The organism is Streptomyces sp. CHD11, assembly GCF_018638295.1.
Taxonomy (GTDB): Bacteria; Actinomycetota; Actinomycetes; order Streptomycetales; family Streptomycetaceae; genus Streptomyces.
The window spans coordinates 179,419-203,800 of sequence record NZ_JABTTS010000007.1; the positions used below are offsets into that span (position 1 = coordinate 179,419).

Genomic DNA, 24,382 nt, shown 5'->3' on the forward strand with positions numbered 1-24,382 from the left:
TGGGGGATGGTAGAGACAGTCAGGGCACCTCGAAGATGAGGCACAACGTCGGTGAGGGAAGACGTGAGCGACGACAACTCTGTAGTACTGCGGTACGACGGCAGCGAGTACACCTACCCGGTGATCGACAGCACGGTCGGTGACAAGGGCTTCGACATCGGCAAGCTCCGCGCCCAGACCGGTCTGGTGACGCTGGACAGCGGCTACGGCAACACCGCCGCCTATAAATCCGGGGTCACCTATCTCGACGGCGAGGCCGGCATCCTCCGGTACCGCGGCTACCCGATCGAGCAGCTGGCGGAGCGCTCCACCTTCCTGGAGGTCGCCTATCTGCTGATCAACGGCGAACTGCCGACCGTCGACGAGCTGGCCACGTTCAAGGGCGACATCACGCAGCACACCCTGCTGCACGAGGACGTCAAGAACTTCTACAAGGGCTTCCCGCGCGACGCCCACCCGATGGCGATGCTGTCGTCGGTGGTCTCCGCGCTGTCGACGTTCTACCAGGACAGCCACAACCCGTTCGACGAGCAGCAGCGCAACCTCTCCACCACCCGGCTGCTGGCCAAGCTTCCGACGATCGCGGCGTACGCGTACAAGAAGTCGGTCGGCCACCCGTTCGTCTACCCGCGCAACGACCTCGGTTACGTCGAGAACTTCCTGCGCATGACCTTCTCGGTCCCCGCGCAGGACTACGACCTCGACCCGGTCGTCGTCGCCGCGCTGGAGAAGCTGCTCATCCTGCACGCGGACCACGAGCAGAACTGCTCGACCTCCACCGTGCGCCTGGTCGGCTCCTCGCAGGCGAACATGTTCGCCTCGATCTCCGCCGGCATCTCCGCCCTGTGGGGCCCGCTGCACGGTGGCGCCAACCAGTCGGTGCTGGAGATGCTCGAGGGCATCCAGGCCCAGGGCGGTGACGTCGACTCCTTCATCCGCAAGGTGAAGAACAAGGAGGACGGCGTTCGCCTGATGGGCTTCGGCCACCGGGTCTACAAGAACTTCGACCCGCGCGCCCAGATCATCAAGGCCGCCGCGCACGACGTGCTGTCCGCTCTCGGCAAGTCCGACGAGCTGCTGGACATCGCGCTGAAGCTGGAGGAGCACGCGCTCTCCGACGACTACTTCGTCTCGCGCAGCCTCTACCCGAACGTCGACTTCTACACCGGTCTGATCTACCGGGCCATGGGCTTCCCGACCGAGATGTTCACGGTCCTGTTCGCCCTCGGCCGTCTCCCGGGATGGATCGCCCAGTGGCACGAGATGATCAAGGAGCCGGGTTCCCGCATCGGCCGCCCGCGCCAGATCTACACGGGCGTCGTCGAGCGCGACTTCGTCCCGGTCGAGCAGCGCTGACACCTGCGGGTACGGTCGCCCACGACCCTTCGGACGGGTTGCACCGCAGCAAAGGAAAGGCGCCCCGGCCGCCGGTCCCCCCACGGGCCGACGTACCGGGGCGCCTTCCCATGTCCCGGTACGGATTCCCCCCACGGGATCCGGCCGGGCGTCTGTGAGAACAGCGCCTGAATCGCTGTGTGAGCACGGACGGACCTGAACCCGTCGTACTCGTCGGTGTGCGGTCTGCCGGGACAACGCACGTTCGGGAGGGCCGCTCAAAGCTCCCCGGCTGGTACGTGCCCCGGCAACGCAATCTCCGGAAAAGTCCCCCAAGACATCCCCGGACCGTCAGGAAACGCCCCCCAAGACGTTGCCTGACATCGCCAACTTAGACCTTCGAACCCCTTCGATGGTTACGTTCAGATCACTGTGATCTGCGTCTCTTGCGCATCCCCTCAAGGTACGCAAGAGCCGCAAAGCTCTCACGGGACCCAAGCGTAAGGAAGATGCGCGAGCCGTGTGAAGAGCTTATGTGAGGGTCTTACCGTACTCCAGGGGTACACCCCAACTTGAGACCTCAATGAAACGCCCGCAGCCGCAGACTGTTGGTCACCACGAACACCGAGGAGAACGCCATGGCGCCACCGGCGATCATCGGGTTCAGCAGTCCCGCGGCGGCCAGCGGCAGCGCGGCCACGTTGTAGCCGAAGGCCCAGACCAGATTGCCCTTGATGGTGGCGAGGGTCCGGCGGGACAGCCGTATCGCGTCCGCCGCCACCCGCAGATCGCCGCGCACCAGGGTCAGGTCGCCCGCCTCGATCGCCGCGTCCGTGCCGGTGCCCATGGCCAGACCCAGATCAGCGACAGCCAGTGCGGCCGCGTCGTTGACGCCGTCACCGACCATGGCCACGCAGCGCCCCTCGGCCTGGAGCTGCCGTACGACCTCGGCCTTGTCCTCGGGCAGTACCTCGGCGATCACCCGGTCGATGCCCACGGTCTTCGCCACCGCCTCGGCCACGGCCCGGTTGTCGCCGGTGAGCAGGACCGGCGCGAGTCCGAGGGCGCGCAGTGCGCGCACCGCCTCGGCGCTGGTCTCCTTCACGGTGTCGGCGACCGCGAGGACACCCCGTGCCGCCCCGTCCCAGCCCGCCACCACGGCCGTGTACCCGGCCCGCTCGGCCTCGTCCTTCGCCCGGGCCAGCTCGGGCGGCAGTTCGCCGCCGAAGAGCCCGGAGAACCGCCCCACGGCCACCTCATGGCCTTCCACCCGCCCCCGTACGCCCCGCCCCGGGACGTTCTCGAAGCGCTCGACCGCGGGCAGCGCGCCGGCCCTCCCCGACTCCCGGCTTCGCTCGAGCGGGGGGACCCCCGTTTCGGCGCCCGCGGCGATCGCCTGCGCGACGGGGTGCTCGGAGGCGTGCTCCAGGGCCCCCGCGAGCCGCAGCAACTGCGTCTCGTCCTCACCCTCGGCGGTGTACACCTGCTGGAGGGACATCCGCCCGGTGGTGACGGTGCCGGTCTTGTCCAGGACCACGGTGTCGACCCGCCGGGTGGACTCCAGGACCTCCGGGCCCTTGATGAGGATGCCGAGCTGGGCGCCGCGCCCGGTGCCGACCATCAGCGCGGTCGGCGTGGCGAGCCCCAGGGCGCAGGGGCAGGCGATGATCATGACGGCGACGGCCGCGGTGAAGGCGGCGACCGTGTCGCCGGTGGAGCCGAGCCACAGCCCGAAGGTGCCGGCCGCGATCAGCAGCACCACGGGGACGAAGACGCCGGAGATCCGGTCGGCGAGGCGCTGCACCTCGGCCTTGCCGTTCTGCGCCTCCTCCACCAGCTTCGCCATCCGCGCGAGCCGGGTGTCGGAGCCGATCCGGGTCGCCTCGACGACGAGCCGGCCGCCCGCGTTGACCGTGGCACCGGTGACGGTGTCGCCGACGGTGACGTCCACCGGCACGGACTCGCCGGTCAGCATGGAGGCGTCCACGGCGGAGAAGCCCTCCAGGACCGTGCCGTCGGTGGCGATCTTCTCCCCGGGCCGTACGACGAAGCGGTCGCCCACGACCAGCTGGTCCGCCGCGATCCGCACCTCCCGTCCCTCGCGGAGCACGGTCACCTCCTTGGCGCCCAGCTCCATCAGCGCCCGCAGGGCCGCTCCCGCGCGGCGCTTGGAGCGGGCTTCCAGATAGCGGCCGAGCAGGAGGAACACGGTGACGCCGGCGACCACCTCCAGGTAGATCATGGAGGCGCCGTCGGCGCGGGAGACGGTGAACTCGAAGGGGTGCCGCATGCCGGGCATGCCCGCGTCGCCGAGGAACAGTGCCCACAGGGACCAGCCGAACGCGGCGAGCGTGCCGGCGGAGACCAGGGTGTCCATGGTGGCCGCGCCGTGCCGGAGGTTGGTCCAGGCGGCCCGGTGGAACGGCGCGGCGCCCCACACCATGACCGGCGCGGCCAGGGTGAGCGAGAGCCACTGCCAGTTGTCGAACTGCAGGGGCGGGATCATCGCGAGGAGGACGACGGGCAGGGCGAGGAGCGCGGAGACGGCCAGCCGGTGGCGCAGGACGGCCGTCTCGGGATCGGCCTGCGTGTCGGGACCCTCCTCGGTCGCCTCCCGCACGGGTTCCTCGGCGGTGTAGCCGGTCCGCACCACCGTGGTGATCAGGTCGGCGACCTCGACGCCCGGCGGGTAGGTGATCCGGGCCTTCTCCGTCGCGTAGTTCACCGTGGCGGTGACGCCGTCCATGCGGTTGAGCTTCTTCTCGACGCGGGCCGCGCAGGAGGCGCAGGTCATCCCGCCGATGAGCAGCTCGACCTCCGAGGCCGCCGGCTGCTCGGCGGCGGCCGGGGCCTCGGGGGCTGTGGTGGTGCTGGTCATGTCCGTACTCCTGGGACGTCCGGGAACCGGTGCGGGAGGGGGCGGGCGGGCCCCGGCGTGCGGGCCGTCGCGTGCGGGCCACGGGGAACGGGTGGCCGGTACGGCCCGCTTCACGCCGGGTGGGTGCGCGGCCCCGGTTCGGACGGCCGCGCCGGCGCCTTGCTCAGAGCGTTCCGGTCAGCTCGAAACCGGCCTCGTCGACGGCCGCGCGCACGGCCGCCTCGTCGAGCGGGGCCGCGGAGACCACGGTCACCTCGCCGGAGGAGGCGACGGCCGCCACGGAGCTGACACCGGCGAGCTCGGAGATCTCACCGGAGACGGCGCCTTCGCAATGCCCGCAGCTCATTCCGCTCACCTTGTACACGGTGGTGACGGAACCCTGGGTCTCGGTCTGGGAGGTCATGTCATTGCTCCTCGTCGGGTGCGGGGGTGGGGGTGCGGGGGATGGGGTTGTCTGAAGGGGCCCCGGAGGGCCACTGTCTCCAGACTATACCCCTAGGGGGTATGAAATCCACGACGCGGGGCCGCGGCCCCGCGGCGGCGTCCCCGGCTCCCTCGTGACCGTACGCCCGCCCGGGGATACCGTTCGGCCGGAAGCGGCGATCTTCGAGAGGGCGGGACCGGTCATGCGGGCGGTGGTGTTCGAGCGGTACGGGGAACCGGCCGAGGTGCGGGAGGTCGCGGACCCGGAACCCGCGGAGCACGGAGTCGTGGTCCGCGTCGAGGCCACCGGTCTGTGCCGCAGCGACTGGCACGGCTGGCAGGGCCACGACCCGGACATCGCACTCCCGCACGTCCCCGGCCACGAACTCGCCGGAGTCGTCGAAGCGGTCGGCGCGCGGGTCACCGGCTGGAGGGCCGGGGACCGGGTCACCGTCCCGTTCGTCTGCGCCTGCGGGTCCTGCCCGGCCTGCGCGGCCGGCGACCAGCAGGTCTGCGAGCGGCAGACCCAGCCCGGCTTCACCCACTGGGGGTCCTTCGCCCACTACGTGGCGCTGGATCACGCGGACGTGAACCTCGTCGCGGTCCCCGACGGCATGTCGCAGGCCACCGCGGCCTCCCTCGGCTGCCGTTTCGCCACCGCCTACCGGGCGGTGGTGCAGCGGGGCCGGGTGGCGGCGGGGGAGTGGGTCGCCGTGCACGGCTGTGGCGGGGTGGGCCTGTCGGCGGTGATGATCGCGGCCGCCGCGGGCGCCCGGGTCGTCGCCGTCGACGTGTCACCGGCAGCCCTGGCCCTGGCGCGGCGGTTCGGCGCGGCGGAAGGTGTGAACGCCTCGGCGGTACGGGACCCGGCCGAGGCGGTCCGCGACCTCACCGGCGGCGGCGCCCACCTCTCCCTCGACGCTCTCGGCGCACCCGCCACCTGCGGCGCCTCCGTGAACGGCCTGCGCCGCCGGGGCCGCCACGTCCAGGTCGGCCTGCTGCCCTCGCCGACGGGCACCACGCCCGTCCCCATGGCCCGTGCCGTCGCCCTGGAACTCGAACTCCTCGGCAGCCACGGCATGGCCGCCCACAGCTACCCGCCGATGCTGGAACTGGTCCGCGCGGGCGTGCTCCGCCCCGACCTCCTGGTGACCTCCACGATCGGCCTGGACACCGCCCCCTCGGCCCTCGCGGCCATGGACACGGCCCGGGGCGCCGGCGTCACCGTCATCGAGCCGTGGAGCTGAGCGCCGCCCACTCCCGGTCGAGGACCGCCATCAGGATCTCGTCGGTCCACTCGCCCTCCCGCATCCGGACCTCCCGCCGGACACCCTCGACGACGAAACCGACCTTCTCGTACACATGCAGCGCGCGGACGTTGTTGCCGTAGGCCGCCAGTTCGATACGGCGCAGGCCGAGCTGCTCGAAACCGTGCCCGACGATGAGCCGGACCGCCTCGGTGCCCAGCCCCCGGCCACGGCCCCGCGATCCGATCAGCGTGCGGAAGTTGCAGCTGCGGGCGTCCGGATCCCACTCGTTCAGGACGACCTCGCCGACGAGTTCGCCGGTGGCCCGGTCGGTCACGGCGAGGTCGAGGCGGTCCGGCTGCGCGGACCGCGAGCCGTACCAGGCGCGCAGGTCCTGGCGGGTGAGCGGGCCGTCGGAGGGCTCGAAGGTGAACCTGATGACGTCCGGGTCCCCGAGGATCTCCCCCATCACGTCGGCGTCGGCCCCGGTGAAGGGGCGCAGCACGGTCGAGGTGCCGGTGAGGGTGGGTTTGACGGCGAAGCTCATGCCCAGCACTGTGCCCCACCAGGGCGGGCGGGGCACAGCGGTTTTCCGGTGGCCCGACGGAGGTCAGTCGCCTCTCCGGCCCCGGTTGCCCGGTCGGGCGGCGACCCAGGCGCGGACGGTGTCGGCGTACCAGTAGGGCTTGCCGCCCTCCACGTGGTCGGGCGGAGGCAGCAGTCCGTGCTTGCGGTAGGAGCGGACGGTGTCCGGCTGCACCTTGATGTGTGCCGCGATGTCCTTGTAGGACCACAGCCGTCGGTCGGTCATGGTTGCACCTCCCCGCGCGCACCGCGGCGGCGGCCGGGGGTGGCCGTCAGGGGGAGCCGGGCGACGCGCTGGTGATCAGGCATGCGTTGTGCCCGGTGAACGAGACCGCCGGACGCCGGGGCAGGGGTTGTGTGCCGGGTGTGACGGAAGACCCGCCCGGATGTGACGACCGTGACAGCACGGGCGTTTTTGTGACACGAGTGACGCACGGGCGCACTACGGCTCTCCGGCGGGGCGCGTTGACTGCGGGCCGTCAGCCGTCAGCCGTCAGCCGTCGTCCGTCCCTGCGAGGCGCGGGACTCCCGCTGACCGAGATACGGTCACGTTATCGTCCGTATGTCTGGACAAAGTATTGACAGGGCTTCGCGCCCCGGCTAGAAACCGGGGAGAGCCGCCGCAGCGGCGGCAGAGCCCGACCAGCCGGAGGAGGGACCGCGATGGCGCACGACTCGACCCCGGGGTCCCGTCGCCGGCACCCCACTGAACGCCTCCGGCGCGGAAAGCCGCCTCGCTTTGGCAGGAGCGAGGTGCGAGCGACGACTCCCCGCCCGCCACGGCCCCGCGCCGGAGGTTCCCCCGGCCTCTCACCTGTCCACTCGGAGACCCGAACGGCCGACACTGTGTCGGGCCCGCCCGGACCCCCGGAACTGGTGGGATGAGGACATGCCCCGAGGGCCGCGCCCACCGCCGCGACCTGAGCGCATGAGCACGCAGCAGGAGCTGCACGAACGACCCGCGCAAGCCGCACGAGCTGTACGAACGGCACGTCTCCACCCGACGCCGCCATCTGCGAAGGAGTTCTCGGTCATGACGAAGATCGTCAACCACTGGATCGGCGGCAAGACCGCCGAAGGCGCCTCGGGGAACCACGGCCCGGTGACCGACCCGGCGACCGGCGAGGTCACCACCAAGGTCGCGTACGCCTCCGCCGAGGAGGTCGACGCCGCGGTCGCCGCCGCCCAGGAGGCGTACCTGAGCTGGGGCCAGTCCTCGCTCGCCACCCGCACCACGGTGCTGTTCAGGTTCCGCGCGCTGCTCGACGCCCACCGCGACGAGATCGCCGAGCTGATCACCGCCGAGCACGGCAAGGTGCACTCCGACGCCCTCGGCGAGGTCGCGCGCGGCCTGGAGATCGTCGACCTGGCCTGCGGGATCAGCGTCCAGCTCAAGGGCGAACTGTCCACCCAGGTCGCCACCCGCGTCGACGTGGCGTCGATCCGCCAGCCGCTGGGCGTGGTCGCCGGCATCACCCCCTTCAACTTCCCGGCGATGGTGCCGCTGTGGATGTTCCCGCTCGCCATCGCCTGCGGCAACACCTTCGTCCTGAAGCCGTCCGAGAAGGACCCCTCCGCCTCGGTCCGCCTCGCCGAACTCCTCTCCGAGGCCGGACTCCCCGACGGCGTGTTCAACGTCGTGCACGGCGACAAGGTGGCCGTCGACCGCCTCCTCGCCCACCCCGACGTCAAGGCCGTCTCCTTCGTCGGCTCCACCCCCATCGCCCGCTACATCCACACCACCGCCTCCGCGAACGGCAAGCGCGTCCAGGCCCTCGGCGGCGCCAAGAACCACATGCTGGTGCTGCCCGACGCCGACCTCGACGCGGCGGCCGACGCGGCCGTCTCCGCCGCCTACGGCTCGGCCGGCGAACGCTGCATGGCGATCTCCGCGGTCGTCGCCGTCGGCGCGATCGGCGACACCCTGGTGGAGAAGATCCGCGAGCGCGCCGAGAAGATCAAGATCGGTCCCGGCAACGACCCCGCCTCCGAGATGGGCCCGCTGATCACCGCGACCCACCGCGACAAGGTCGCCTCCTACGTCACCGGCGCCGCAGCCGAGGGCGCCGAGGTGGTCCTCGACGGCACCGGCTACACGGTCGACGGCCACGAGCACGGCCACTGGATCGGCATCTCCCTGCTCGACAAGGTGCCGACGTCCGCCGCGGCCTACCAGGACGAGATCTTCGGCCCCGTCCTGTGCGTCCTGCGCACCGAGACCTACGAAGAGGCCCTCGACCTCATCAACGCCTCCCCCTACGGCAACGGCACCGCGATCTTCACCCGCGACGGCGGCGCCGCCCGCCGCTTCCAGATGGAGGTCGAGGCCGGCATGGTCGGCGTGAACGTCCCCATCCCGGTCCCCGTCGGCTACCACTCCTTCGGCGGCTGGAAGGACTCCCTCTTCGGCGACCACCACATCTACGGCAACGACGGCACGCACTTCTACACCCGCGGCAAGGTCGTCACCACCCGCTGGCCCGACCCGGCCGACGCCCCCACCGGCGTCGACCTGGGCTTCCCCCGCAACCACTGAGCCACACCGGCCTTCCGTGCCCCGCCCCCACGCTCCGTGGAGGCGGGGCACGGGCGTGCCGCCGGGTCCGGTCCCGGGCCGGGGCGGGACTAGTGCGGGGGCACCAGGGCCGGGGAGTCGCTGGTCCGGGGGCACCAGGGCAGGACGGCTGCGCGGGACGATGTCCGCGGGAGGCACCGGAGGGAAGTGTGGGAGGCGCGCGGGATCTCGCGCGTTCCTCATGTCCTGTGGTGTCTGGAGTGATCAGCAGGTGGCTACTTTTCCATACCGGACCGGACGGTGGGCCCTTCGGCGGCGCCCGCTCGTGGGTGGTCCGCGGCTCTTCTTACGCGGTAGCGCGTCGCGGAAGGTGTTCGAGCTGCTGGGCGGGCGCCGGTGAGTACGACGTCCGTACCCGAAGTCGTGGCTCCGCCGGTCCGGATCGGGTGGGCGGCGATCGGTGCCCTCGGCGTCCTGGCCCTCGCCCTCGGCACCCTGCAGTCGGTGGTGGAGCCCGCGCTGCCGCTGCTCCAACGTGAGCTGGGTGTCAGCGCCGCCGAAGGGGCGCTGATCGGCAATGCGCTCCTCGTCACCGGCGCGGTCGTCACACCCGTCGCCGGCAAGCTCGGCGACCGCTACGGCGGGAAGCGGGTACTGGTCCGGCTGATGGCCGTGGTCTCGGTGGGCGGTCTGATGGCCTCTCTGGCGCCGGGCCTGCCGGTGCTGTTGTTCGGTCAGGTGCTGCAGGGCGTCATGGTGGGCGCGCTGCCCCTCTCCTTCATCCTGGTGCGCAAGCACCTCACGGCAGGAGAGTCTCAGGCGGCGATCGGGCTGGTCGTCGCGCTGTTCACGGGCGGCGGCATGGTGGGGATGCTGTTCGCCGGGCCGATCTCCGAAGGACTGTCCTGGCAGTGGATGTTCGGGCTGCCGACGATCGCGGTCATCGTGGCGACGTCGGCCGTGGCCCGGCTGGTGCCGCATGATCCGCCGGTCCGGTCGGACCACGGGATCGACTGGCCCGGCACGGTCCTGCTGAGCGGCACGCTGCTCGTCTTCATGCTCGGGCTCGTGACGGTGACGAGGGACGGCGGCATGCCGCCGCTCGCGGTCGGTGCCGTCGCGCTGGTCGTGGCCGCCCTCGCGACCGGGTGGGTCGTCGTCGAGCGCCGGGCGGCCTCGCCGATGGTCGATCTGCGCGTGCTGGCGCAGTCCGCGGTCTGGCGGGCCTGTGTGCTCACGTTCGTCATCAGCGCCAGTACCGGGATGGTGCTCCTTCTGCTCCCGCAGATGTTCGCGGCACCGGCCGACGGGTACGGCTTCGGAGCCAGTACCACCGACATCGGACTGTTCCTGCTGCCCGGAGCCGTCGCCGGGGTGCTGAGCGATTCCGTCGGCGGGATCGCGGCGCGGCGTTTCGGCCCCCGTGCCGTGGTCGTCGTGGGCGCCGTCGTCGCCGCGGCCACGATGACCGCGCTGGCGTCGCTGCACTCCGCGCAGTGGCAGCTCGTCCTCGCGAAGGTGCTGATCGCGTTCGCCGCGGGACTGGGCACCACGGCGTTGCTCGCCGGTACCGCCACCGCCATCAAGACCGAGGACATCGGCATCACCACCAGTCTGCTCGTGGTCACCCGCGTGATCGGTGTCGCGCTGGGCGCCCAGGTCGCCGGCGCGATCCTCGACGCCGGGAGCGAGCCGGTGACGGGCCTGCCGGCCGAATCGGCGTTCGTCGCGGGGTTCGTCGTCTCCGGCCTCGTCGCGGCGTCGGCACTGCTTTTCGTCCGTACGAGGGAAAAGGGAGTCCAGGCATGACACCTCATGGTCTGCAGCGCAATGGTCCGCAGCGCACGGTCCTGGTCTCCGGGGCCAGCATCGCCGGACCCGCGCTGGCGTACTGGCTGCACCGGGCCGGATGCGCGGTCACCGTGGTGGAGAAGGCGGGCGCACTGCGCGGCGGTGGCTACCCGGTCGACATCCGCGGGACCGCGCTGGAGGTGGTCCGGCGGATGGGCATCCTGCCCCGGCTGCGGGACGCGCACGTCGACTCGCGTCGCCTCACCTTCCTCGACGCCGACGGGGGCGAGGTGGCCTCGCTCCCCCCGGGTGCCGTGGCGGGCGGTGTCGAGGGCCAGGACCTCGAGGTGCGCCGCGGTGACCTGGCCGAGATTCTCTACGCGACGGTCCGCGACGACGTGGAGTTCCTGTTCGGTGACTCCATCGACACCCTCGACCGGTCCGGGCACGGGATCGACGTCGCCTTCCGCAGCGGGCGGCGGCGCACGTTCGACCTGGTGATCGGCGCCGACGGTATGCACTCGGCCACCCGGAAGGCTCTGTTCGGCCCGGAGGAGCAGTTCCACCGCTACCTCGGGTACTGCTTCGCCGTCTTCACCCTGCCGAACACCTTCGGGCTCTCCCGGGAGGTCGTGCTGTGGAACGCCCCGGGGAAGGCCGGGGCCCTCTACGCCGTCGGGGACAACGACGAGCTGCACGCCTTCCTGACCTTCCACCGGCCGCAGCCGCCGGCCCGCGCGGCCCTCCGGGACCCCGGCGTCCAGCGCGACCTGGTCGCCGCGGTCTTCGCGGGCGCGGGATGGGAGATCCCCCGGATGGTCGGCGCGATGCGGGACGCGGACGACCTGTTCTTCGACACGGTGGGCCAGATCCGTATGCCCCACTGGTCCAGCGGCCGTGTCGCGCTCGTCGGGGACGCCGCCCACGCACCCTCGTTCCTGACCGGGCAGGGTTCGAGCCTCGCGCTGGTCGGTGCCTACATGCTGGCCGGCGCCCTGGCCGCGAACCGCGACCACACGGCGGCCTTCGCCGCCTACGAGCGCGACCTCCGCGCGTTCGTCACCATGAACCAGGCACTGGTCGACCACGGTGCGGCCACCCTCTTCCCCACCACGGCGCGGGCCCTGGAGCAACGCGACGCGATGCTGCGTGGCCTGGTGACCCTGCCGTCCGCGACGGCACGACCGGCCCACTCGGCCCTGACGCTGCCGGCGTTCCCCACGACGCCGTGACCTGATGCGGGCAGCGCGGAGGGGCGGCGTGGGCCAGGCCCGTCCGGTAGGCGATGACGACGAGCTGCGCCCGGTCGCGGGCCTCCAGCTTCGTCATGGCGCGCTGTACGTGGGCGCGGACGGTGAAGGGGCTGAGGAACATCCGCTCGGCGATCTCCTGGTTGGACAGGCCGGTCGCGACCGCGGCCACCATCTCGCGTTCGCGCGGGGTGAGCGCGGCGAGCTGTTCGCAGTGGTGCTGCGGGGCCGCCTCCGGTGTGGCCAGGAAACGGGCCACCAGGGAGCGGGTGGCGGTGGGAGAGAGCAGGGTGTCGCCGTCGGCGATCGTCCGTACGGCGTCGAGCAGTTCCTCGGCGCCGATGCCCTTGCCGATGAAGCCGCCGGCCCCCGCGCGCAGCGCCTGGGCGACGTACTCGTCGGTCTCGTAGGTGGTGAGGATCAGAATGCGGGTGGCCCGCAGCTCCGGGTCCGCGCAGATCTGCGCCGTGGCCGTGAGCCCGTCCACCTCGGGCATACGGATGTCCATGACCACCACGTCCGGACGCAGTTCCCGGGCGAGTCCCACCGCCTCCCTGCCGTCGGCGGCCTCGCCGACCACGGTGATGTCGTCGGCGCTGTCGAGGAGCATGCGGAAGGCGCCGCGCAACAGGGCCTGGTCGTCGGCGAGGAGCACCCGGTACGTCATGGAGTGCCCCCGGCCTCACTGTCGCCCGTTCGTCCGTTCGTCCGTCCGTCTGTCACTCCGTCACTCCGTCATTCCGTGGCTCGTCCGCCCCTCGGTGGTCGCCGCTCCGTCGCCGGTTCCCCGCGTCGTGGTCCTTGGCGGGCGGGAGGGGCAGCTGGACGGAGACGAGGAAACCGCCCTCCGGACGCCGGCCCGCGGAGAGGAGTCCGCCGACCGCGGTGGCACGTTCGCGCATGCCGATCAGACCGTAACCGGGCGGCCGGTCCGGCGCCGTGAACGTACGGGGCCGCGTGGACGCGGCCGGCGTCGTCCGGGAGCCCTTGCCCCCGTCGTCGGCGACGGTGAGGGTCAGATGGTCGCGGTCCCAGACGAGGCTCACCCGGGCGTTACCGGTGCCGGCGTGCTTCGTCACGTTGGTCAGGGCCTCCTGGACGATGCGGTAGGCGGTGAGGTCCACTCCCGGCGCAAGCGGCCTGGCCGTGCCCTCCTGGTGGACCGACACCTCCAGACCCGCGCGGCGGAAGGAGGCGAGAAGCGTGGGGAGCCGGGACAGCGCGGGCGCCGGTTCGGCGGGCTCCGCCGCGTCCCCGGTCTGACGCAGCAGGCCGACCGTCGCCCGCAGGTCGTCGAGCGCGTCGGAGGTGGTCTCGACGAGCTCCCCGAGGCTCTTGCGGGTCTGCTCCGGGCGGGTGTCGAAGAGGTGGGCGGCGACCGTGGCCTGCGCGTTGGCCAGGGTGATCTGATGGGCCACGAGATCGTGCAGCTCCCGGGCGATACGCACCCGTTCCTCGGCGACTCTCCGGCGCGCCTCGCTGTCCCTGCTCTGCTCGGCCCGCCGGGCCCGCTCCTCCACGGCAGCCAGGTAGGCCCGCCGGTTCCGCACCGAGTAACCGAGCACGCCGGCCACCGGGGGAAGCAACGCCATCACCCCCATCCTGCTCGCGTCCTTCCACGAGAAGTCCCCGGACAGGGAGGTGAAGACGGCCAGTGCCACGGAGACCAGCAACACCGCGCCCGCCGCGCGGCGTTCGGTCCGCGCGGCGAGCGAGTAGGAGTAGGAGGTGATCAGGGCGGGGGCCACGACGAGCGGGGTGAGCAGGAGGTCCAGGAGCGGCGCCAGCACGCCGATCGCGGTCGTGGCCGCGAGGGTGGCCAGGGGCGCCCGGTGCCGCAGCGGCAGCACGGCACAGGACGTCACGGCGATGGCGTAGGCGACGGCGGGCGGCGCCGACAGGGTGTCGTCGAGCCGCACCGCCCCGCCGAACAGGCAGAGCGCGAACGCCGTCGCCGTGACCGCCGCCTCCCGCGACCACGCGGCGCGTGGTCGCGGAGCACCGGCCCCCGGTTTCACGGCCCGCTCAGTCACGGCCGACGGGGAGCCGCCGCACGCGCCCGCCGCCGGGAGCCGGGTCCGGCACGGTCGTGTCCGGCACGGCCGAGGAGGCCGGGACGGCCTTGTCCAGTGCCTCACCCTCGATGTCCACATTCGGCAGCACGCGGTTCAGGATACGGGGCAGCCACCAGGCCCGGTGGCCGAGCAGGGCCAGGACCGCGGGCACGATCGCCATCCGGACCACGAAGGCGTCGAAGGCGACGGCGGCGGCCAGGCCGACGCCCATCGTCTGGATGGTCGGGTTGCTCATCCCGATGAATCCGGCGAACACGCTGATCATGATGATCGCCGCCGCGGCCACCACCCGGCCGCTGTGCCGGAATCCGCTGACGATCGCCTCGCCGGGGGACGCGCCGTGGACGTAGGTCTCCCGCATCCGGCTCAGGAGGAAGACCTCGTAGTCCATGGCGAGGCCGAAGACGATGCCGATGATGAGAATCGGCATCAGCGACATGACCGGTCCGGTCTGCTCGATACCGAGCAGGTCCGCCGCCCAGCCCCACTGGAAGACGGCGACGAGGACACCGAAGGCGGCGCCCACCGACAGCAGGAAGCCCAGTGCGGCCTTGACCGGGACCAGGACCGAGCGGAAGACCACCATCAGCAGGAGTACCGCCAGGCCGATGACCACGATCAGATAGGGGATGAGGGCGTCGGACATCGCCTCGGAGATGTCGACGTTCATCGCGGTGATACCGGTCACCAGGACGCCGGCGCCCGTTTCGGCCTCGATGCCCGGGGCCGTGCCGCGCAGCGCGTGCACCAGGTCCTTGGTCTCGCCGCTGTTCGGCGCGGTCTCCGGCACGGCGGTGAGGACGGCCGTGTCCCCGCTCTCGCTGAGCACCGGATCACCGGCCGACGCCACCCCGTCCACGCTCTCCACGGTCTCGACGACCAGGTCCGCGGCGGCCTGGGTGTCGGCGGACTCCGACAGGTCCACCACCACGGTCAGCGGGCCGTTGAACCCGGGGCCGAAGCCTTCCGAGAGCAGGTCGTAGGCGCGGCGCTGGGTGGTCTCCACCGACTTGGACTCGTCACCGGGCAGCCCGAGTTCGAGGCTCAGCGCCGGTACGGCCACGGCTCCGAGGCCGAGTCCGGCGACCAGCAGCACGGCGGCCGGCCGGCGCAGCACGAAGCGCGCCCAGCGGGTGCCGAGTCCGGGCCGGCCGGCCGCGGTGCGGGCGTGCTCGCTTCCCGGCCGGGCGGCCTTGCGGACGGCGCGGGGCAGGACCCGCCGGCCGAAGAAGCCGAACAGCGCGGGGACCAGCGTGAGGGCGACGAGTACGGCGAGGGCCACGGCGCCCGCGCCGCCCATGCCCATCTTGGTGAGTTCGGGGATTCCGACGACCCCCAGGCCGACCAGGGCGATGAAGACGGTCGCGCCGGCGAAGACGACGGCGGACCCGGCCGTGCCCACCGCCCGGCCGGCGGCCTCCTCCGGTTCGCGGCCCTCGGCGCGCTCGTCCCGGTAGCGGGAGGTGATGAAGAGGGCGTAGTCGATGCCGACCGCCAGCCCCAGCATCAGCGCCAGGATGGCGACGGTGGAGGTCAGGCCCAGCGGAACGGCCAGCGCGGCGACCAGGCCGAAGGCGATGCCGACGCCCGTGAAGGCGGTCAGCAGCGACAGTCCGGCCGCGACCAGCGACCCCAGGGCCAGGACCAGCACCACCGCGGCCACCGCCACGCCGATGATCTCCGTCGTACCGCCTATCGCCTCCTCCGCGTCCAGGGCCGAGCCGCCGATCTCGACGGTCAGCCCCGTGGTCCGGGCCTGGTCCGCGGCGTCCTCGAGGGCGCTCTTCGTCGCCTCGGTCAGGTCGGTGACGTCCGCGGTGTAGGTGACCGTGGAGTAGGCGATGGTGCCGTCCTCGCTGACGGCACCGGTCTCATAGGGGTCGGTGGCCGACGCGACCTGGCCGCCCCCGTCCAGCGAGCCGACCGTCTCCTCGACGGCCGCCCTGTTCTCCCTGGCCGTCACCCGCTGCCCGTCCGGGGCCCGGAACACCAAGCGGGCCTCGGCGCCCTGGGAGTTGCCCTGCGGGAAGCGCTCGTCCAGCAGGTCGAACGCCTGCTGGGACTCGGTGCCGGGCATGGAGAATTCCTCCTCCTCCGCGGCCGGCGCCATGGCGCCGGCCGCGATGGCCAGTACCAGGACACCCAGCCACAGACCGCCCACGAGCCGGCGCCGCCGGAAGGCCCACCGTCCGGCCCGGTAGAGAAAAGTCGCCACCTGCTGATCACTCCAGACACCACTGCGAAGAGGAATGCGCGGGATCCCGCGCGCCTCCCACACTTCCTTCAGGGCGCCCCGGCGGGCATCGTCCCCCGCAGCCGTCCTGGCCTGGTGTCCCCGGACCAGCCGCTCACCTGTTCTAGTGCGTCCGCACTACGGCCGGCCCGGCCGGAATCCGGCCCGGCCGGGGAGTGGTGACCTGAGCTGCGCGGACTCGGCCGTCCCGGGCACCTCATCCGCGTCCGTGTACCACGGACGCGGTATACGGAAGATCTTCCGTACGCCGCTGGGAGGTCCCCGGGTTCGGTCTCCGGTCGACAACTCGGGGACAGGCGGACCCCGTACGGTTGACGCATGGATCTTCGACTGCCCCCATCGCGGTGGCTGCGGTCACGACGGCCGCTCTCATCACCGCCGTGGTCACGGCGGCCGCGACGGGTCATCGCCGCCGCGGCCGCCGTCGTCGTGCTCGCCGGGGCCGGCACCTGGACCGCTGTCGCCTCCGACGACGCACCCGCGGTGCGCCGCGCCGACCGGGTCATGGCGGTGGGCGACGGGGTGCGGATCGACACCTCCTACTTCACCGCAGGCCCCGACGGCCGCCGGCCCGCCGTCCTGCTGGGACACGGCTTCGGCGGCAGCAAGGAGGACGTGCGGGAGCAGGCCGAGAAGCTCGCGCGGGACGGGTACGCGGTGCTGACCTGGTCCGCGCGCGGCTTCGGGAAGTCGACCGGGAAGATCGGGCTGAACGACCCGGAGGGGGAGGTCGCCGACGTCTCCCGGCTGATCGACTGGCTGGCCGGGCGGCCCGAGGTGCGGCTCGACAAGAGCGGTGACCCCCGGGTCGGGATGGCCGGCGGATCGTACGGCGGCGCCATCGCGCTGCTCGGCGCCGGACACGACGACCGGGTCGACGCCATCGCGCCCTCGATCACCTACTTCGACCTCGCCGACGCGCTCTTCCCCAACGGTGTGTTCAAGAAGGTGTGGGCCGGACTCTTCATCAACACCGGTGGCGGATGCGAGAAGTTCGAGCCGGCGCTGTGCGAGATGTACCAGCGGGTCGCCGAGTCCGGAGTACCGGACGACGAGGCCCGCGAGCTGCTCCGGGCACACTCGCCGGCCGCCGTCGCCGACCGCATCGACGTGCCCACACTGCTGATGCAGGGCCAGTCGGACTCCCTCTTCCCGCTCGGCCAGGCCGATGCCGCCGCACGGGCCATCCGTGCCCATGGCGCTCCGGTCGCCGTCGACTGGATCGCGGGTGGGCACGACGGCGGCAACCCGGAGAAGGAACGGCTGGAACAGCGGGTCCGGGCCTGGTTCGACCGCCATCTGAAGGGCGACGACGGCGTCGGCACCGGGCCCGCCTTCCGCGTCACCCGCACCGGAGGCGTCGACTCCACCGACGGACAGGCCGTGCTGAACGGCGCGAGCGCCGACCGCTACCCGGGACTGGCCGGCGAGGGCCGGCCCCTCCCCCTCACCGGGCGTGCGGAGCAGAGCTTCGACAACCCGGCCGGAGCCAGTCCTCCCGCCATCTCCGCCCTGCCCGGCCTCGGTGACTCCGGAGGACTCGCCCAGCTGTCCGCGCTCGGCGTCGGCATCGCGCTGGACTTCCCCGGCCAGTACGCCCGCTTCGAGTCCGCCCCCCTCACCAGCGATCTGCGGATCACCGGATCGCCGACCGTCACCGTGAACGTCACCTCGACCAGCGACGACGCCGTCCTGTTCGGCAAGGTGTACGACATCGGCCCGGACGGCGGTCAGCAGGTGCTGCCCTCGCAGCTGGTCGCCCCGGTCCGGGTCGAGGACGCCAGGGCCGGCAAGGACGTCACCCTCACGCTGCCCGCCGTCGACCACGAGGTCGAGAAGGGGCACCGGCTGCGCCTGGTCCTCGCCTCCACCGACCTCGGCTTCGCCTCCCCGGCCGCCCCGGCGACGTACACCGTCTCCCTGAGGAGCGACCTCACCGTGCCCACCGCGCCGGGCGTGAGCACCGCCGCCGCGCCGCTGCCCGCATGGGTGGTGTGGCTGCCTGCCGGCGGCGCGCTGATCGCCGCGCTCCTGCTGCTGACCGGCCGCCGGCGCACCACCGCCCCGGCCCCCGACCCCGCACTCGCCGACGTCCCGCTGCAGATCACCGGCCTGAGCAAGCGGTACGCCCGCTCCTCGGACCGGTACGCGGTGAAGGACCTGTCGTTCCGCGTGGAGAAGGGACAGGTGCTCGGGCTGCTCGGGCCGAACGGCGCGGGCAAGACGACCACCCTGCGCATGCTGATGGGGCTGATCAGGCCCGATGACGGGGAGATCCGGGTCTTCGGGCACGCCATCCGTCCCGGCGCGCCGGTGCTCTCCCGGGTCGGCGCGTTCGTCGAGGGCGCGGGCTTCCTGCCGCATCTGTCCGGGCGGGAGAACCTGGAGCTGTACTGGCGGGCCACCGGCCGCCCGCCCGGGGACGCGCACCTGGAGGAGGCCCTGGAGATCGCCGGCCTCGGGGACGCCCTCTCCCGGGCGGTGCGCACCTACTCCCAGGGCATGCGGCAGCGCCTCGCCATCGCCCAGGCCATGCTCGGCCTTCCGGACCTGCTCATCCTCGACGAGCCGACCAACGGGCTCGACCCGCCGCAGATCCGCGAGATGCGCGAGGTGATGATCCGGTACGCGGCCGCCGGACGCACGGTGATCGTCTCCAGCCATCTGCTGGCGGAGGTCGAGCAGTCGTGCACGCATCTGGTGGTCATGGACCGCGGGCGGCTGGTCCAGGCGGGCCCGGTGCAGGAGATCATCGGCTCCGGCGACACGCTGCTCGTCGGCACCCAGGAGCCCGTGGACGAGCCGGTCGCCGAGAAGATCGCCGCGCTGCCGGGCGTCGCCTCGGCCGTCCGTACCGACGAGGGGCTGCTGGTCCGGCTGGACGCCGGCGGCACCGCCACGCTGCTGATCGCCGAACTCGTCCGGCTGGAGGTGCCCGTGGCGTCGGTCGGCCCGCACCGGCGCCTCGAAGACGCCTTCCTCACCCTGATCGGAGGTTCCGCATGAGCACGCTCACCCAGCGCGAGCGGGACGAACCCGCCGGTCCCGCCGCCCCGGCCGCCGGCCCCGCCGAGGTCGCCGACGGCTACCGCGCGGGACGCACCCTGCCCCTGCGGGTGGAGCTGGCCCGCCAGCTCAAGCGCCGCCGCACCTACGTCATGGGCGCGATCCTCGCCCTCCTGCCGTTCGTGCTGGTGGTCGCCTTCGCCATCGGCGGTGATCCGGACCGCCCGGGCGGCCGGGTCAACCTGATGGACACGGCCACCGAGTCCGGCGCCAACTTCGCCGCCGTGAACCTCTTCGTGTCGGCCGGCTTCCTGCTGGTCATCCCCGTCGCCCTGTTCTGCGGGGACACGGTCGCCTCGGAGGCCGGCTGGTCCTCCCTGCGCTATCTGCTCGCCGCGCCGGTGCCCCGTATGCGGCTGCTGTGGTCCAAGCTGATCGTCGGACTGGGGCTGAGCCTTTCCGCGATGGTGCTGCTGCCGGTGGTGGCGCTCGCCGTCGGTACGGCCGCCTACGGCTGGGGGCCGCTGCGGATCCCCACCGGCGGCGCGCTGGACCCGGGCACGGCGGCCCAGCGGCTGGTGATCGTCGTCGCCTATCTGTTCGTGTCGCAGCTGGTCACCGCCGGCCTCGCGTTCTGGCTGTCCACCCGCACCGACGCACCGCTCGGCGCGGTCGGCGGGGCGGTGGGGCTCACCATCGTCGGCAATGTGCTGGACGCCGTCACCGCGCTGGGCGACTGGCGTCACTTCCTGCCCGCGCACTGGCAGTTCGCCTGGGCGGACGCCGTCCAGCCGACCCCGGAGTGGTCCGGCATGATCCAGGGCGCGGCGGTGTCCGTGACGTACGCGCTGGTGCTGTTCGCGCTGGCGTTCCGCGGGTTCGTGCGCAAGGACGTGGTGTCCTGACGGTGCCGCGCGCGAGCCCGGACTCCGGGCACGTGTGCGGGCCAACCGGGTGAACCTGCGCAACCGATTCCGCCGAGTCGGGTTGATGAAGGAGTAGGCCATGCGGCAGCGGAGGGCCAGAACGCGTGGCCGCTCCCGATTTCTTCAAGCAGGAAGACAACCACATTGCGACAGAACCTGAGCAGGGGAGTGTTCGCGGCGGCCGCGGCCGCCACGGGCATCCTGTCCCTGTACGGAACGCCCGCCCTCGCCGACTCGTTCGCGGCGGGCGGTGCCGAGGATTCTCCCGGTGTGCTGTCCGGGAACAACGTGCAGGCCCCGGTCCACGTGCCGGTGAACGCGTGCGGCAACACCGTCACCGCGGTCGGTGCGATGAACGAGGCGTACGACAACACGTGTGTCAACAGCTCCGGCGGTTCCCACGCCGGCAAGCACGGTGACGCCGGTGGCGGCGCGCAGGCGGTGGGCGGCACCGAGGGCTCGCCCGGTGTGGGCTCCGGGAACAACGTGCAGGCCCCGGTCCACGTGCCGGTGAACGCCTGCGGCAACAGCGTCAACGGCGCCGCCGCGCTCAACGGAGCGACGGACAACACCTGCGCCAACCTCTCCGACGGCGGCCACGCGTCGGAGAAGTCCGCGGACCGCTCGGCGGAACCCTCGCACAAGGAGTCGGCGTCCGGTGTCTCGCACACCGAGTCCGGTGGCGCGCACGCGGTGGGCGCCGCCGAGGGATCGCCCGGTGTGCTGTCCGGCAACGTCATCCAGGCGCCCATCGACCTGTCGCTGAACGCGTGCGGCAACAGCGTCAACCTCGTCGCCCTGCTCAACGACGCCAGTGACAACACCTGCGTCAACGAGTCGGGTCACGAGGAGGAGGAGAAGGAGAAGGAGAAGGACAAGGAGAAGCCGGAGCCTCCCGCCAAGGTGAAGACGCCTCCCACCCTGGAGGAGCCGCCGGCCGTGGAGGAGCCCGGCAACCCGCCGCACCTGGCGGAGACCGGCAGCGACGGCCTGCTGACGGCCTCGGCCGCCGGTGCCGCGCTGCTCACGGGCGGCGCGATGCTGTACCGCCGCTCCCGCGTCGCCTCCCGCCGCTAGCAGCCGGCCGAGTCCCGCCGGAACGCCCAACCCGGCACCCCTCGCACACAACGTCCCCCGGACCTCACCGGTCCGGGGGACGTTGTGCTGTACGCGCTCACCCGGCCACGGTCCGTACGCGCTCACCCGGCCACGGTCCGTGCGGGCTCACCGGCCACGGTCCGTGCGGGCTTGCTCGGCTGTGGTCCGTGTGGGCTTGCTCGGTCGTGGTCTGTACGGGGCCGCTCGGCGCGCGGGACGCGGTGGCCCGGCCGCGTACGGCACGCGGCCGGGCCACCGCGTACGGACGTGTCCGCCCGGCTCAGCCGCGCACCGGGGACGGCGCACCGCTGCGGCTGCCGCTTCCCGGTACGGGGACCGTGCCGCGCACCGGGGCCGCCCCGAGCCGCCGGCGCACCCCCTGGACCAGCGTCGACGCCGTGAACGTCGCGCCGTGCACGAAGCGCATGGCGGGGCCGAAGCCGGAGGCGGTCACCAGACCCGCGAAGAACAGGCCGTGGTGCGAGGACTCGAAGGTGTGGCCGAGCGCCGGGGAGCCGTCGGGCAGCGCCGCCAGTGAGCCGCGCAGCTCGGCGGAGAGCAGACCGAGCCGTTCGCGGTGCGCCTTGAAACCGGTGGCGGCGATGACGTGCTCGGTCTCCAGGCTGCGCCGGGCGCCGGCGTTGTCGGTCAGGTCCAGGCGCAGGCCGCCGGGCACCGCCGAGGCCGCGGTGACCTCGTGGCCCGGCAGCAGGTCCACCGTCCGCTCCACCCGGTCCCGCACCCACCACGCGCCGGCCGGACCCAGCGCCGTGGCCGCGATCCGTGACCGGGTCGCCTCGGGCAGCCGCCGGAACAGGCCGGGGCGCTCGGAGTAGAACCAGTTGCGCCAGCCGGGGCCGAGCCCGCTGTGCGGCGACCGGAACGACTGCCACCGGGACCGCTCCCAGGCCGGCGGCACATCGTTCCACCGCAGCCGCTCGGCGCGCGCCAGCACCCGTACCCGCGTGCCCTGTTCGGCGAGGAGCGCGGCCGTCTCCAGCGCCGCCTGGCCGCCGCCGATCACCGTGACGTCCTTGCCCTGGAAGCCGCCGAGGTCGCTGTGGTGGCTGCTGTGCGTCACCAGCGTCGGGTGCAGTCCGCGCAGGGCCGCCGGCACCTCGATGAACGGCATCACCCCGACCGCCAGCGCCACCGTCCGCGCCTGCAGCGACTCCCCGTCCTCGGTGACCACGGTGAATCCGTCGGCGCCGGAGGAGACCCGGGTGATCGTGCGCTCGTCCACCGCAGGCACGGCGTTGCGGGCGAACCACAGGCCGTACGAGGCGAACGTCGCCACCGGGATCGGCTCCGCGTGACGCGCCGTCAGGCCCTGCTCGGCACAGTACGCGTCGAGCTTCCACCGCCCGGACGGGTCGGAGAGGTTGGACGCCCACGGTTCCGACTTCAGGAACATGCCGGCGGGCATGTGGTCCCGCCAGGACGCCATGGGACGGCCGAAGACGCGCAGGCTCAGTCCGGCGGCCGCGGCGTGGGACGCGATCGACAGTCCGTACGGACCCGCGCCCACCACCAGGAGGTCGTACATCATCAGCTGCTCGCTTTCTCGTTGTCGGTCGGGGAGGTCGGGGAGGTCGGGGAGGCCGGGTGCGGTGTGGCCGCCCGGGGGACCGGGCGCGGCGCCGGTACCGGAGCCGGCGCGACCAGTCGCCGGCGCAGCCGGCCGGACACATGGCGGGCCCACAGGGCCCACATCGCCCGGCCGGGGGCCCGGTCGTCGCCCGCGTACCAGGCCAGTTCGCGTCCGGCGGGCGGCGTGCGCAGCGCGGCGAACGGCGCGTAGTTCTCCACCACGAACGCCCGCCCGGCCACCGGTTCGCCCTCCGGCACCGGACGGCCGGTCAGATCCAGGTGCAGGGCGCGTACGACGTCCAGTCCCGCGCTGTCCGCGAACAGCCGGAACTGGGCGCCGGGGCGCGGGTTGAAGTCGAGGAGGTGGTATCGGCCCGACGCGGCGCAGCGGCGGAAGTCGAGGTCGAGGACGCCGCGGTAGCCGAGCTCCGAGGTGAGCCGCTCGGCGAGCGCGCACACCTCGGCGTTGGGCGTCCAGTGGCCGACCGCGGTCAGTCCCGCGCCGCGCGGCCAGGACAGCCGCTTGCGGCCGGAGCCGCCCGCGCGGACGGTCCCCGAGCGGTCGGCGTAGCCGTGGAAGAACCAGTCCCGGTCCTCGCCCGGCGGCAGATACGACTGCAGCAGCAGCGCACTGCCCGCCTCGGCGGTGCGCGCGTGCAGCTCCCGGGCCTGCCGGGGGGAGTGGACGAGCTGGGTGCTGCGCAGTCCGCTGCCCGGAGGGAGCAGCCAGGGGCGGCTCCACTTCGCGACCAGCGGCAGCCCGAGGCGCCCCGCGTCCTCGGCCGCCCGGCCGGGGCTGTCGGGCAGCAGCGTCGGGGGGTGCGGGACTCCGGCGGCGGCGCACAGGGTGGCCAGTTGGGCCTTGTCGGCGACGCGTTCGGGCAGGGTGGCCGGCAGCGCGGGCAGCAGATAGGACGGGGCGAGGTCGCCGCGCAGCCGTGCCGCGGCGATCGCGGTGGCGTCGTCCATGGGGACCAGCACGGCCGGCCGCCCCACCTGTGCGGCCACCCGGCGCAGCACCGCGAGGATCTCCTCCGCGCTCGCCCCCGGGGCCGGCGGGGCGTGCAGACGGCGCACGTACCGCGAGCGCCGCACGGGGCTTCCCGCGCAGTCGGCGACGACATGCACCTCCACGCCGGCTCGGCCGAGCGACCGTACGGCCCCGAGCGTTCCGTGGTGAAAGGGATTCCGGTCGATCCGCAGCACTACGGCGGGGATCCCGGTGTCAAGCAGCGACACGCATTCTCACTTTCTTCAGGTACCGGCTCACCCGCACGGGTCACTCCGGCACTCGAAAGCCGCAGTGACAGTGGCACCGTCGGATTTCTTATGACTGACTTCATATGACTGGTCGTCAATAACGAGGATTCAGGCGTCAGGCGTCAGGCGTCAGGCAGAAGGCGGACGAG

Annotated in this window: 16 protein-coding genes and 1 pseudogene; 8 read left to right on the forward strand and 9 right to left on the reverse strand. The window is 72.6% G+C overall.

Annotated elements, in window-relative coordinates; all coding sequences use genetic code 11:
- Nucleotides 1-63 precede the first annotated feature (63 nt).
- Nucleotides 64-1,356: a citrate synthase gene (locus HTV45_RS09565; RefSeq protein WP_215205227.1), complete on the forward strand. Its 1,293-nt coding sequence runs from the start codon at nt 64-66 to the stop codon at nt 1,354-1,356.
- 559 nt (nt 1,357-1,915) lie between these two features.
- On the opposite strand, the gene HTV45_RS09570 is transcribed toward HTV45_RS09565, so the two are convergent.
- Both HTV45_RS09570 and HTV45_RS09575 read right to left on the reverse strand, forming a co-directional pair.
- Nucleotides 1,916-4,213: a cation-translocating P-type ATPase gene (locus HTV45_RS09570; RefSeq protein WP_215205228.1), complete on the reverse strand. Its 2,298-nt coding sequence runs from the start codon at nt 4,211-4,213 to the stop codon at nt 1,916-1,918.
- Between the two features lie 163 nt (nt 4,214-4,376).
- Nucleotides 4,377-4,616: a heavy-metal-associated domain-containing protein gene (locus HTV45_RS09575; RefSeq protein WP_215205229.1), complete on the reverse strand. Its 240-nt coding sequence runs from the start codon at nt 4,614-4,616 to the stop codon at nt 4,377-4,379.
- Between the two features lie 223 nt (nt 4,617-4,839).
- Here HTV45_RS09575 and HTV45_RS09580 point away from each other — a divergent pair, with 223 nt between their 5' ends.
- Nucleotides 4,840-5,883, forward strand: a complete 1,044-nt coding sequence (locus HTV45_RS09580) for a zinc-dependent alcohol dehydrogenase family protein (protein ID WP_215205230.1) — start codon at nt 4,840-4,842, stop codon at nt 5,881-5,883.
- On the opposite strand, the gene HTV45_RS09585 is transcribed toward HTV45_RS09580, so the two are convergent.
- Together HTV45_RS09585 and HTV45_RS09590 are read right to left on the reverse strand one after the other, a co-directional pair.
- Entirely contained in the window at nt 5,864-6,430 is a 567-nt protein-coding gene (locus tag HTV45_RS09585) for a GNAT family N-acetyltransferase (RefSeq protein ID WP_215205231.1), read from the reverse strand. The two genes, HTV45_RS09580 and HTV45_RS09585, sit on opposite strands and share 20 nt — an antisense overlap.
- Nucleotides 6,431-6,493: 63 nt before the next feature.
- On the reverse strand, nt 6,494-6,694 hold the full coding sequence (locus tag HTV45_RS09590; RefSeq protein ID WP_215205232.1) for an AlpA family transcriptional regulator: 201 nt from the start codon (nt 6,692-6,694) through the stop codon (nt 6,494-6,496).
- An 807-nt stretch (nt 6,695-7,501) separates the two neighbouring features.
- On the opposite strand from HTV45_RS09590, the gene mmsA reads away from it, so the two are divergent.
- The 3 genes from mmsA (at nt 7,502) to HTV45_RS09605 (ending at nt 12,006) form a co-directional block, all read left to right on the forward strand.
- On the forward strand, nt 7,502-9,004 hold the full coding sequence (mmsA, locus tag HTV45_RS09595) for a CoA-acylating methylmalonate-semialdehyde dehydrogenase (RefSeq protein ID WP_215205233.1): 1,503 nt from the start codon (nt 7,502-7,504) through the stop codon (nt 9,002-9,004).
- 375 nt (nt 9,005-9,379) lie between these two features.
- The gene (locus HTV45_RS09600) at nt 9,380-10,792 is read left to right on the forward strand and encodes an MFS transporter (RefSeq protein ID WP_308309365.1); all 1,413 of its coding nucleotides are present in this window, start codon (nt 9,380-9,382) and stop codon (nt 10,790-10,792) included.
- Complete coding sequence (locus HTV45_RS09605; protein ID WP_215205234.1) at nt 10,789-12,006, forward strand: FAD-dependent monooxygenase; 1,218 nt, start codon at nt 10,789-10,791, stop codon at nt 12,004-12,006. Before HTV45_RS09600 ends, HTV45_RS09605 begins: the two co-directional genes overlap by 4 nt.
- Before the next feature lie 19 nt (nt 12,007-12,025).
- Here the strand turns inward: HTV45_RS09605 and HTV45_RS09610 are convergent.
- The 3 genes and pseudogenes from HTV45_RS09610 to HTV45_RS09620 form a co-directional block, all read right to left on the reverse strand.
- Nucleotides 12,026-12,691: pseudogene (locus HTV45_RS09610) on the reverse strand (response regulator); the annotation flags it as partial.
- A 52-nt stretch (nt 12,692-12,743) separates the two neighbouring features.
- Nucleotides 12,744-14,042 carry a sensor histidine kinase gene (locus tag HTV45_RS09615; protein ID WP_215205288.1) on the reverse strand — a complete coding sequence of 433 codons (1,299 nt, stop codon included), beginning with the start codon at nt 14,040-14,042 and terminating at the stop codon, nt 12,744-12,746.
- Nucleotides 14,043-14,049: 7 nt separating this feature from the next.
- Nucleotides 14,050-16,314 (reverse strand): MMPL family transporter, encoded by a 2,265-nt coding sequence (locus HTV45_RS09620; RefSeq protein ID WP_215205235.1) that lies wholly within the window; start codon nt 16,312-16,314, stop codon nt 14,050-14,052.
- 357 nt (nt 16,315-16,671) lie between these two features.
- Here HTV45_RS09620 and HTV45_RS09625 point away from each other — a divergent pair, with 357 nt between their 5' ends.
- The 3 genes from HTV45_RS09625 to HTV45_RS09635 all read left to right on the forward strand — a co-directional run bounded on the left by HTV45_RS09625 (nt 16,672) and on the right by HTV45_RS09635 (nt 21,362).
- Complete coding sequence (locus tag HTV45_RS09625; RefSeq protein WP_215205236.1) at nt 16,672-19,359, forward strand: alpha/beta fold hydrolase; 2,688 nt, start codon at nt 16,672-16,674, stop codon at nt 19,357-19,359.
- On the forward strand, nt 19,356-20,264 hold the full coding sequence (locus HTV45_RS09630; protein ID WP_215205237.1) for an ABC transporter permease: 909 nt from the start codon (nt 19,356-19,358) through the stop codon (nt 20,262-20,264). The genes HTV45_RS09625 and HTV45_RS09630 overlap by 4 nt, the downstream gene beginning before the upstream one ends.
- Nucleotides 20,265-20,429: 165 nt before the next feature.
- Nucleotides 20,430-21,362, forward strand: coding sequence for a chaplin (locus HTV45_RS09635; RefSeq protein ID WP_251691821.1), 933 nt, complete (start codon nt 20,430-20,432; stop codon nt 21,360-21,362).
- 301 nt (nt 21,363-21,663) lie between these two features.
- Here HTV45_RS09635 and HTV45_RS09640 read toward each other — a convergent pair whose 3' ends face one another.
- Together HTV45_RS09640 and HTV45_RS09645 are read right to left on the reverse strand one after the other, a co-directional pair.
- Entirely contained in the window at nt 21,664-22,929 is a 1,266-nt protein-coding gene (locus tag HTV45_RS09640) for an NAD(P)-binding domain-containing protein (protein WP_215205284.1), read from the reverse strand.
- A gap of 2 nt (nt 22,930-22,931) precedes the next feature.
- A complete protein-coding gene (locus HTV45_RS09645; RefSeq protein WP_215205238.1) occupies nt 22,932-24,212 on the reverse strand; it encodes an ATP-grasp domain-containing protein in 1,281 nt (426 codons plus the stop codon).
- Nucleotides 24,213-24,382: the final 170 nt, after the last annotated feature.

Excerpts from the sequence above, each read along its gene's own strand:
- HTV45_RS09570 (WP_215205228.1), bottom strand. The coding sequence starts at position 4,213 with ATGACCAGCACCACCACAGCCCCCGAGGCCCCGGCCGCCGCCGAGCAG.
- HTV45_RS09575 (WP_215205229.1), bottom strand. The coding sequence starts at position 4,616 with ATGACCTCCCAGACCGAGACCCAGGGTTCCGTCACCACCGTGTACAAG.
- HTV45_RS09580 (WP_215205230.1), top strand. The coding sequence starts at position 4,840 with ATGCGGGCGGTGGTGTTCGAGCGGTACGGGGAACCGGCCGAGGTGCGG.
- HTV45_RS09585 (WP_215205231.1), bottom strand. The coding sequence starts at position 6,430 with ATGAGCTTCGCCGTCAAACCCACCCTCACCGGCACCTCGACCGTGCTG.
- HTV45_RS09590 (WP_215205232.1), bottom strand. The coding sequence starts at position 6,694 with ATGACCGACCGACGGCTGTGGTCCTACAAGGACATCGCGGCACACATC.
- mmsA (WP_215205233.1), top strand. The coding sequence starts at position 7,502 with ATGACGAAGATCGTCAACCACTGGATCGGCGGCAAGACCGCCGAAGGC.
- HTV45_RS09605 (WP_215205234.1), top strand. The coding sequence starts at position 10,789 with ATGACACCTCATGGTCTGCAGCGCAATGGTCCGCAGCGCACGGTCCTG.
- HTV45_RS09625 (WP_215205236.1), top strand. The coding sequence starts at position 16,672 with ATGGATCTTCGACTGCCCCCATCGCGGTGGCTGCGGTCACGACGGCCG.
- HTV45_RS09630 (WP_215205237.1), top strand. The coding sequence starts at position 19,356 with ATGAGCACGCTCACCCAGCGCGAGCGGGACGAACCCGCCGGTCCCGCC.
- HTV45_RS09640 (WP_215205284.1), bottom strand. The coding sequence starts at position 22,929 with ATGTACGACCTCCTGGTGGTGGGCGCGGGTCCGTACGGACTGTCGATC.